The organism is Mesorhizobium sp. M0518 (assembly GCF_040321125.1).
In the GTDB taxonomy this organism is placed as follows: Bacteria; Pseudomonadota; Alphaproteobacteria; order Rhizobiales; family Rhizobiaceae; genus Mesorhizobium.
In genome coordinates this window covers 241,617-252,220 of record NZ_JAMYQY010000010.1, presented here as the reverse complement: position 1 = coordinate 252,220, position 10,604 = coordinate 241,617, and the positions used below count along the sequence as shown (strand labels likewise).

General features: G+C 60.0%; 7 protein-coding genes. 3 read left to right on the top strand and 4 right to left on the bottom strand.

All coding sequences use genetic code 11. The features are described 5' to 3' along the window. Positions 1-232: 232 nt before the first annotated feature. The 3 genes from NKI66_RS17275 to NKI66_RS17265 all read left to right on the top strand — a co-directional run bounded on the left by NKI66_RS17275 (position 233) and on the right by NKI66_RS17265 (position 5,096). The gene (locus tag NKI66_RS17275) at positions 233-1,369 is read left to right on the top strand and encodes a vWA domain-containing protein (protein ID WP_128303424.1); all 1,137 of its coding nucleotides are present in this window, start codon (positions 233-235) and stop codon (positions 1,367-1,369) included. Next, a complete protein-coding gene (locus NKI66_RS17270; protein ID WP_352752361.1) occupies positions 1,369-2,256 on the top strand; it encodes an amidohydrolase family protein in 888 nt (295 codons plus the stop codon). The genes NKI66_RS17275 and NKI66_RS17270 overlap by 1 nt, the downstream gene beginning before the upstream one ends. A 386-nt stretch (positions 2,257-2,642) precedes the next feature. After that, positions 2,643-5,096: a DUF4062 domain-containing protein gene (locus NKI66_RS17265; protein ID WP_352752356.1), complete on the top strand. Its 2,454-nt coding sequence runs from the start codon at positions 2,643-2,645 to the stop codon at positions 5,094-5,096. A 3-nt stretch (positions 5,097-5,099) separates the two neighbouring features. Here the strand turns inward: NKI66_RS17265 and NKI66_RS17260 are convergent, their stop codons facing one another. The 4 genes from NKI66_RS17260 to NKI66_RS17245 all read right to left on the bottom strand — a co-directional run bounded on the left by NKI66_RS17260 (position 5,100) and on the right by NKI66_RS17245 (position 10,535). Beyond that, positions 5,100-5,507, bottom strand: coding sequence for a carboxymuconolactone decarboxylase family protein (locus NKI66_RS17260; RefSeq protein WP_023814016.1), 408 nt, complete (start codon positions 5,505-5,507; stop codon positions 5,100-5,102). A 362-nt stretch (positions 5,508-5,869) separates the two neighbouring features. Continuing rightward, positions 5,870-7,366: a sugar ABC transporter ATP-binding protein gene (locus tag NKI66_RS17255; RefSeq protein WP_352752354.1), complete on the bottom strand. Its 1,497-nt coding sequence runs from the start codon at positions 7,364-7,366 to the stop codon at positions 5,870-5,872. Then, positions 7,366-8,415, bottom strand: coding sequence for an NHL repeat-containing protein (locus tag NKI66_RS17250; protein ID WP_352752352.1), 1,050 nt, complete (start codon positions 8,413-8,415; stop codon positions 7,366-7,368). Before NKI66_RS17250 ends, NKI66_RS17255 begins: the two co-directional genes overlap by 1 nt. Further along, the gene (locus NKI66_RS17245; protein ID WP_352752350.1) at positions 8,412-10,535 is read right to left on the bottom strand and encodes an ABC transporter permease; all 2,124 of its coding nucleotides are present in this window, start codon (positions 10,533-10,535) and stop codon (positions 8,412-8,414) included. Before NKI66_RS17245 ends, NKI66_RS17250 begins: the two co-directional genes overlap by 4 nt. Positions 10,536-10,604 lie beyond the last annotated feature (69 nt).

The following is a 10,604-nucleotide window of genomic DNA, read 5'->3' as shown; positions in this document are numbered from 1 at the left end:
ATCAGAAAATAGAAACAGTCGACCTCAACCTCTGCAGACGATAAGTGACAAAACTGTTCGCGATGTCCTCGCACACCTGTTCGCGATGTCTCCGGTCCAAACAGGGGGGAGATTGGCTGTCATTCCGGCTTTCGACAATCTCCAGCGTCGCAGAACGGAGCGAAGCATCGAAGCTGCTGATCTCCCCCCTTGCGGGGGAGATGTCCGGCAGGACAGAGGGGGGCGCCACGCAATGATGCGGGAAACAAGCTTACCCCGCGCGGCAGCGCCCTTGCTCAGCTTCGCCCGGTTGCTGCGCCGCTACGGCTTCGCCATAGCGCCCGAGCAGGTCTCCAGCTTCATGCAGGCCGTGACATTGCTCGGGCCGCGCTCGATGGCAGACATCCGCGAGGCGGCGCTCGCGACGCTGGCGCCGCCGCCCGACCGCCACGACGAATTCGAAGCGCATTTCCAGAGCCACTTTTATGGCAACACATCCGCCGTGGTGGAAGGCGACGCCGACGAGGAAACCCGCATCAAGGATGATGGCGGCGCCGACGACGAACGGATCGAAGCCGAACAAACCCAAGAGGGCGGCGAGCTGTCCTCGGCACTGGAGCAGTTGAGCAGCCGCGACTTCCAGCGTGACGATGACCGCCTTGCCGCTTTCCGCCGCAAACTCGCTTCAGCCTTGCCCGCCCGCCGCTCCTTCCGCACCGTACGCACGCATTCGCGCGGCAAGCTCGATCTGCGCCGGTCGCTGCGGGAAATCGTCAGCGCCGATGGCGACGTGCCCTCGCCGCTGCTGCGCCGCCGCCAGACCGTCCCCCGAAAGCTGCTGCTGCTGATCGACGTGTCCGGCTCGATGAAGCTGCACACGTCGGATTACCTCAAGCTGGCGCATGCCGCCGTGCAAGGCGCGGACCGCGCCGAGATCTTCACCTTCGGCACGCGGCTGACCCGCATCACCACGGCATTGCGCATCCGCGACCGCGATCAGGCATTGGCGCGCGCGGCCGCGCAGGTTGACGATTGGGACGGCGGCACCCGCATGGGGCCGACGCTGCTCGCCTTCCTCTCGGTGCCGCGCTTCTCGTCGTTTGCACGCGGTGCCACGGTCGTGATCCTGTCCGACGCGCTGGAGCGCGGCGATCATGGCGAGTTGGAGACAGCCATGCGACGGCTGAGCGCCCGCGCTTTCCGACTGTCGCTGGCCACACCCTTGGCCGGCGATCCGCGCTTCCGGCCGGCAACGGCGGCACTGCGCGCCATCCTGCCGGTGCTGGACGACCTCGTCGACGGCTCGTCGGTGAAAGGCCTCACCGATTTCATCCTGTCGCTCGCCCGCCCTGCTCCGGCGGCGGCGACAATCTGGAGGAGGGTTTCATGATGCAGAAAACCATCGACGCGCATTTCCACATCTGGCGCCAAAAGGACCAGCCCTGGCTGGTCGGGCCGATGGTGCCGCGTATTTTTGGTCCCTACGAGCCGATCCGCCGCGACTATCCGATCGAGGAGTTTCTCGAAGACCAGAAGGGGTCGGGCGTCGAGAAGGCCGTCTATGTCCAGACCAACTGGGCCAAGGAGGATTTCGAGAAGGAAGTCGCCTTCCTGCAGAAGACATCCGACGAAACCGGCTGGCCGCATGCCATCGTCGGCTACACCGACATGACCGTCGACGATATCAGGCCCCAGATCGATCGCTTGAAGAAATATCCGCTGCTGCGCGGCGTGCGCATGCAGCTGCATTGGCACGAGACACCGGCCTTCCGTTTCGCCGCCTCGGCCGACCAGGTGATCGACCCGAAGGTGCGCGCCAATGTGGCGCGGCTCAAGGACTATGGCCTGTCCTTCGACCTGCAGCTTTTCCCCGCCCAGATGAAGGACGGGCTGACGCTGGTCGGCGAGAACCCCGAAACGAATTTCATCCTCACCCATGCCGGCATGCTGACCGGCATGGAGCCGGAAACCACCGAAGCCTGGAAGGCAGGCTTGCGCACGCTTGCAGCCGCCCCCAACCTCTACGCCAAGCTCTCCGGCCTCGGCACCTTCGTCCACCGCAACGACCCGGCGCTGATCGCCTACATCGTCGACAACGCAATCGACATCCTTGGCGCCGACCATCTGATGTTCGGCTCGAACTTCCCGATCGAGAAATTGTGGACCAGCCACGCCGAATTGATCAAGGCGCACCGGCATGCGGTAGCCGAGCATGGTGCGGCGGCAGAGGCGGATATCTTCTGGAACACGGCGGAGAAGGTTTACCGGCCGGTGTAGCTGCTTACAACCGCCGGCCCAAAACCTGGGCCATATGCCGTTTGGCGCCGATACTGACTGGCCCCGCCGTCCGCATCGGCTCGAAGCCTTGTCCCTGCCAAAAGCGAAGAGCTTGTTCATTTTCCGTCAACACGGCGAGATCCACTCGTTTGATGTGCTATGCTTTCAACCACATGAAAAAGTCTTCGAAAATTGCTAGCGCCAACCTCTTCCGCAAACTGCTTTGTTGATTATGAGCAATACCGTCCACCAACGGCTCACTCGCAGATCACTGCAGCCGCAGGCCGGCTAGTCCGATCAGCCGTCTAGACGGGTTTCAACCGTCACGTTACGCTCTCCAACAGGGACTCAACGGGCCAATGCACTGCGGGCGGACGGGCAAAACTGTGTCGGATAAACAGAAAATAGTTCGTATTTTTATTGGCTCACCTGGCGGCTTGAAAGACGAACGGCGAGCAGCGCATGACGTTGTTAACAGTGTAAACCGCAGCCATTCTGATCGCTGGAGGCTTCAGTTTAAGCTGTTGGGATGGGAAGACGCAGTCCCAGGTTACGTCCGCGCCCAAAGCAAAATTAATGACGACCTCGACAAGTGCGATTACTTTATCGGGGTACTCTGCGACAATTGGGGTTCAAAGACAGGTCCGGATTATTCGTCTGGTTTCGAAGAAGAATATTTCAGATCTAAAGCCCGCATTGAAAATGGCCTCATGAAAGACATGGCCATCTATTTCAAAATGGTCGAAGTTCCACCTAACATGAAGCCGGGCGAAGGTCTCGGAAAGGTGTTAAAATTTCGGCAAAAATGCATCGACGAGAACAAAATCTTTTTCAAAGATTTCTCTGATCATCAGGTTTTCCGAGACACTATTCGGGATAAATTAGAGGAGATAGGCTGGCGTGAAACCGAAATATTTACTGTAGAAGACCCGCAATCTAGTCAACCCAAGGATGCTCCTTCGATTCAGGACAAGTCGAGCGATCCGCCTACCTCTGATTCTTGGTTGATCGATCAAGGGGCACGAGATTTTCTTCATGGCCTGATGCAGAGACCACCGAATTGGGAAAGCACTTCGGCGCACGAAGTAGCCCGTCTACGGTTGATAGGAACCTCTGTTAGCCGGTCGGGGAATGATGAGTTCTACGTTGGCAATCACGATGCGAACTTGATTTTTCAAAAGTTTAGAAATGCTGCACTTTCGAAGCAAGAGGTCCGAGCGTTAGTAGACAGCGGTGTTGTGGGATTTCAATATCAGAATGTCCCCCTGTGGCGCTGGCTTGCTAGGTACGAAGATGAGGGCGGCATCTGGAGCCGTGTCGAAGTACTCGCTGCAGTCGGGAGTGAAAGCGAGCAGCGGTACGCCATTGAGATTTTGGACCTTGGGTCTCAATCAATCCCTTCGCTTCACGAGTACTTCGATCAGAAGCGTGTTCTTGCGTCATGGTTATCTGATGCAACTTCTAGCCAAATCTTTGACGCAGCCCTATCATTCTTGGGCTCAAATGCGACCGACGATGACCTACCTCTTATCGAAGAAGCAGCGGCGCAATGTTCGCCACAGCGCCGGACGAAAGTGGAGGAAGCGATCGTCAGCATCTTGTCGCGGACCAACCTGGACGGCGCGCTCAAGCGTGTTGTTGAAAAGGAAGTTGATAAGGTCGGTCAGAAATTGGCGGATGTGCTTTTCAGCAATTCGCAATCACTAGCGACAGAAACGGTGCTTTCATGTTTAGCGGCCAAATCCGAGTCTATTAGGCTTCACGCGGTTCAACTTCTGTATGCGCGTAGCGAGATTGCGTTGGAGGCGGCGGAAACGCTTCTAACCGACAGCAACCATGAAATCCGGCTACTGGCTGCGGAGACCTTAAAGAAAAACGGCGTCAAGCTTGACGACGACGTCGCAAAACAGGCGCTATGTATTACCAAACCATCCAACAGTTTGATTGGCTTGTTTGCAGGCCGTGAAACGGATGACACCTACTACGAGATCTATCGTATGAACCGGTTACTTGAACTTGATTTCTCAACACTGCGGTCCAGAGCGAATAGCGCTGGCGTATTCAGCGAAAGGGAATTGTCCGTTCTATATTCGCGGTTCGCATCCAAATTTAGCGACGAAATTAGGCAGAATTTGAGGGACCGCTTCAAAGGCTATTTCGACAGGAAGATTGATGAAGAAAGGAGCGCAGGGACCATCGTCGCCGGCCAGGAACCTAAAATAAGAAATCTTGAAAACTTCATGTTGAAAAGGTTTTGTAATGACGCCCTAGCGGCTCTTTGCGGACTGGCGAAGGTCCAAGACCTCGACTTGGTACGGGACGTGATTAGGGATACGGAGATTGATGCCACAAAGGGTATCTTGAAATATCTCGCCCGTTTCGGAGACTGGTCCGACATCGAGCGCATCAGGAAATTGGGCGACTACCCTACTGGTCGTCGAAGAGGATTGCTCGAATTCTACCAAACAAAATTGCCGTCCCAAAAGGCTGCGGCTATCCTTACCTTAGGAAAGGGTCGCGTTGCTGATCTGCTGGCGCTCGATCTTGATAACGAAATCAGGATATCGCTCGCGAAGAAATTACCTAGGAAGGTCTTTATTGATTTGAGAGATGAAGTGTTATTGCGCGAGCTTGATCGGAAGGATGACGAATACAGGGTTGTGTTCGCTCTAAGGTGCGTTCTGGCGCTGCCGAAATCTCGGGTGACAAAGCTATTGGACCGCTATGTTGATAGGGCCGAGCATCGCTTTTACAACAGCGTTCATTGGCTGGACTTAGGTGCGTCGCTGCCAATTCCTCACGTTAGAAACGTCGCAGAACGAGCACTGGCTCGCCACTAATCCTCACTTCACCTCGAACTGTGGATCGACCGGGATCTGCATCGCCGTCACGAGATGGTTGGTCTGTCCAGCCAACCCTATGATCGAAACCAACTCGCCATGCTGCGCGTCGGTCATGCCCTTGGCGCGGGCGGCGGCCGTGTGCGAATGAACGCAGTAGGAGCAGCCATTGGCGGTCGACACCGCGATGTAGATCATCTCCTTGGTCAGCGGATCGACGGCGCTGTCAGCGACCATCACCACCTTCAGCTGTTCCCAGATCCGCTTCAGCGCCGGCGGATCGTTGGCTAACCCGCGCCAGAAATTGTTGACGAAATCGGATTTGCGCGTCGCGCGGATGTCGTCGAAGACGGCCTTCACGGCCGGGATTTTCTCCACCTCGGCATCGCTGAGGAGTCTTGTGGTGGCCATGGTGTTTCCTTTCGTTTTGACCGACGAACTGGCTCGTTGAATCAAGTTTCGAGCAAAGGCGGCTAACCAGCTTCTTTGACTCAGTTTTTGGCCCGCAATAGCGTTGAAGATTAGCCGAGGCACCTAAACTTCGTCATCCTAGGGCGAAGCAGGCGCGAAGCGCCGTCGCGGAGACCCTAGGATCCATGCAGTGACGTCAGCCGCGGAGTGCAACGGAGCAGAATTCTGCACGGTCGCGGCGCTTCCGAGTCGCGGCATGGATCCTCGGGTCTGCGCCGCGTCGCTGCGCGCCTTGCTCCGCCCGTGGATGACGAAGGGATGGATGTCCTGGCCAATTATCAACGTAGGCACCAGCCAAAAACCTAATGCACGGCCGCATACATGATCTTCTCCTCCGTAGCCTCCGCCGGCGAAAATTCCTCGACGATACGCCCTTGCCGGCAAACCAAAATCCGGTCCGACAAATTCATGATCTCCGGCAGGTAGGACGAGATGACGACGACGGCCAGGCCCTCGTCGGCCAGCCGGTTGATGATCTGGTGGATCTCGGCGATCGCGCCGACATCGACGCCGCGCGTCGGCTCGTCGAAGATGACGATGCGCGGCTGCTGCACCAACCCCTTGCCGATCACCACCTTCTGCTGGTTGCCGCCGGACAGTTCGACCACCCGCGCATTGTCGTTGATCGCCTTGATGTTCAGCGTCTTCGTCCATTCGGCTGACAGTGCGCGCATCTCCTGCGCGTTGATCACCCAGGCCTTTTCGCGGCCCGCCGCCAGCAGTCCGCCGAACAGGTTCTCGGCAATGCCCATCGTCTCGAAAATACCCTCGCTCTTGCGGTCCTCGGTGACATAGACGATGCCGTCGGCCACCGCTTCGCTCGGCACGAGATAGCGCACGGGCTTGTCGTCCAGCTCGATGGCGCCGCCGCGCAGAAAATCGCGCTTGTAGATGCCGGAGACGATCTTGAAGGTCTCGGTGCGGCCCGAGCCGATCAGCCCGAACACGCCGGTGATCTGGCCCTCGAAGATCGAGAAGGACGTGTTGCGCACGACATTGCTCATCGAAATGTCCTGCACCGACAGCACTTTCTTGCCGGCCTTGCGCAGTTTTGCTTCGTCGCGCTGGCGGTAGATCTCCCCCGATAAAGTGCGCCCGACCATGGCGGAAACGATCCTGTCGCGGTCGAAGGCGGACGTGTCGTCGGTGATGACCAGCTCGCCGTCGCGCAGAATGGTGATGCGGTCGGCAATATCAAGCGCTTCTTCCAATGCATGGCTGATGAAGACGATCGACACGCCGCTCGCCTTCAGCCGGCGGATCAACGCGAAGAAGTGCCGCTTTTCTTCCGGCGTCAGCGTCGCCGTCGGCTCGTCGAAGATGATGATCTCGGCATTGTGGTGCACCGCGCGCGCGATCTCGACCATCTGCCGCTTGGCAGCACCCAGCGTCGCCACCATCGCGTTCGGGTCGACGGGAAAGTTCAGCGATTGCAGGAATTGCTGCGCCGAAATGTAGGTGCCGCGCAGCCGGTTGAGGAACTTTTCGGTGCCGAGATAAAGGTTCTGCGCCACCGTCATCGACGGCACCAGGCTCGTCTCCTGGAACACCATGGCGATGCCGGCTTCAAGCGCTGCGTGCGGCGACGCGTAGGCGATCTCTTGTCCCTTGTGGAACATCTTGCCTGAAGTGGCGTCGACCACCCCGGCGATGATCTTGGTCAGCGTCGATTTTCCCGCGCCGTTCTCGCCAAGCAGCGCGTGGATCTCGCCCTTGCGCAGCTCAAAGCTGACATTCTTCACAGCGGGCACGCCGCGATAGTTCTTGGTGACATTCTCCAGACGGACGATCGGTTCCATCAGAAACCTCCCGTGGCGACGGAAAGGATGCAGTCGCCCCCTTTGGAGGCGACGAACAGAAGGCCGTCTTTTTCCGCAACACTGCAGATGCCGTGGCGCGTGCCGTTGGCGCGGCTGTGCAGGCTGAATTGCGGCTGCATGTTTTGGTCGAGCTTGACCACCAGCCCATAGGATCGGCTCGGCGACCACGGCTTGTGGATGCCCATGGTGCGGATGCCGCCGCATTGCAGCGGCTCGAGGAAACTGCGGCTGGACGCCAGCGCCGGCGCGATCCAGTAGGCCGGCGGCACCTGGTCGAGCATGTCCTGCCGGTAGTGCGTCTCCTGCAAGACGAATTCGATCAGCCGGTTGCGCGGCGCAAACAAGGTCAGCCAGGCACCACCATCGGCGGAGGGTGACAGGCGCGCGGGATAGCCTGGCAGATGCATCAACACCGTCGAACGGTTGCCCGTCGCGCCATCGAAGCGGACAAGCTGATGGCGCCAGCTTTCACCGACCAGAACATCCCTGCCGACGGGATAGAGCCCATAGGGGAAGGCGATGTCGCCGGCCACTTTGCGGAAGCCGCCACCTACCGCATCCCGCTTCCAAAGCGAACCGGACGCCCCCTTCTTCATCAGGTCGGCGGCCCATTGCGAGGGCGCGTGCTCGGCCGAGCCATTGGCCAGCCACAGCGTGCCGTCATCCGCATAGGCAAGTGCGGTGATGCAGCTGAGAGCAGCCGGCAGCGGAACCTCCTTGTCGCCTATCAGCAGCTTGCCGCTTTCGAGCCCGACCGTCAGCTGGCCGGATGGCGACAGCGCCAGCGCCGTGACGGGAGACGGGAAAGTTTCGACGACCTTGGGTCCGGTTCCGGCGGCAATCGAATAGATTGCGTTGCCGCTGGAGGCCAGCAGCCGCTCGCCAGACACCAGCAGATTGTCGGGCTCGGTCAGCTCGGCGAACGCCGGCGCATCGTCCAACCGCGTATTGGGGCGAAAAGCACCGTCGAGCGGCGGGATGGTCACCGCCTTGCCGCGAAACAGGTCGAGCACCGGATCGAGGATCATGATTTCGCCCCCCAATAGGAAGCGGGGCTGGTCCAGTTCGGATCGGCGCCAGCGATCTTGTAGCGGCCGATGCGGTTGTTGAGGATACCGCCAACGAACAGAAGCCCCTTATGCTCGCGCATCGAGGTGACCATCGGATGCGCGTCGCCGGTGAGGTCGCCCATCGCCTCGACGATGCCGCCGGTCTCGTTGAATTTCACCACGCCGCCGGTGTTGATGTTGGGGAACAGCCATTCATCCTGCGGCAGCCGGCGCGTCATGCGCTTGCGCATATCGGGGTGCCGCAACGACAGGTCGAAGCTCGGCGTGCGCATGCCCAGCCACGCCATCCAGTAATTGCCGTCGGAGGCGCGGTTGATGTTGTCGGGATAGCCCGGCATGTCGCGGATAACGCATTCGGCGGTGCCGGCCTTCGGCCCTTCCAGCCAGTAGCGATGCACGCGGCAGGCCCAGCTTTCGGCGAAGAACAGCGACTTGCCGTCATGCGCCATGCACACACCATTGGTGTAGCGGTAGCCGTCGAGCAGCGTCCTGGTCGAACCGTCCTTCGGGTCGTAGACCAGCAGCCGGCCGGTGGCGCGGTTCTCGATCGAGTCCAGCGCCCAGTCATGCGCGTCATAGCGCTTGGTCGAGTCGGTGAAATAGATGCGGCCATCGGGTGCGATGTCGCAGTCGTTGGGGTCGCGCAGCCGCGCATCGTCGACGATCGAGGTCCACGAACGCGATGTCTCCGCTGACAGGCGTTTGACCTCCCGATCCGGCGAGACCGAATAGAGGCCCATGGCGCCGACGCAGCTGATCAGATTGCCCGATTTGTCGAAGGCGAGGCCCAGCGGAAAGCCGCCGATGTGGGCAAACACTTCCGACCTGACATAATCCGGCGCGAAGAAGCGGACGATCTCGCCGTGGCGCGTGCCGCAATAGAGGTTGTCGTCGCGGTCGAGGATGACGTCTTCCGGCCCTTCCAGCTCGCCAAGCCCGATATGGTCGGCGGCCGACAGCCTGTTGTCGAGCTCGTAGGGCGTGCCTGAGCCGGGTGCGGCCGACTGTGTCACGCCCATCTTGAGATAGACCGGCGCGACATAGACCTCGTTCAGCACCTTGTGGCGGTTCTTCAGCCAGCGGATGTCGATGGTCACCGCCACCGCCAGCATGATGCCCAGCACCATCTGGTTGGTGCCGGTGCCGTAGCCCAGCCGGATCAGCCCGTTGGTCATGGTCAGCACGATGATCGCGCCCATCAGCCCCTTGATCACCGAGCCGCGCCCGCCACCGAGGCTGACGCCGCCGACCACCGCCGCCGTCAGTACCATGATCTCGAGGTTGAGGCCGGTGCCCGGCCCTGCCCCGCTTAGGCGGCAGGCGATAAGGAAGCCTCCGATCGAGGCGCAGAAGCCCGAGAAGACATAGGTCATGAACACCGTGCGGCGCACGCGGATGCCGGCATTGTGCGCCGAGCGCCTGGAGCCGCCGACCGCCAGCACGTGCCAGCCCGGCCGCGAGCGCGTCAGCGCGATATGGGTGACGATGGCCAGGATGATCGCCAGCCAGACCGAGACCGACAGCCCCCAGAACGTGCTGTCGCCGATGAAGTCGAGCACATCCGATGTGGCTGTCGAGAGCTGCACATCTGCGGCATAGGTGGTGACCAGGATGTCGAACAGTGCCCGTCCGAAGATGAAGGTGACCAGCGTGGTGAGAAAGGCGCGCAGCCTGAGATAGCCGACGAGATAGCCGTTGATGGCGCCGAAGATGAGGCCGGTGGCGAGCGAAGCGGCCAGTGCCAGCCAGATCGACTGTTCGAGGATAAAGAAGACATAGACAGCGGAAAAGCAGGATAGCGCGAAGATCGAGCCGACCGACAGGTCGATGCCGCCGCCCAGCATCACCACCGTCATGCCGGTGACCACCATCGAGAACTCGCCGAGCTGCCGGGTCGATTCCTGCAGCGCGGTCAGCTTGAAGAAGCCCGGGATGATCGAGCCGAAGGTTGCCAGCGTCGCCACCAGCGCCAGGAACGGAATGGCGTTGTCGGTCCAGCGTTTGGTCAGGATCTCGCCGACGACGTGGTCGGGCACGAGATTGTAGCGCCAGGACTGGAGGCGTTCGCGAAAGGACATCGGCAGCTGCTATTCCATGAGAAAGAGGTGGCCGGGCAATCCGGCCACCTCGTTGATCGGTGTTGGCAA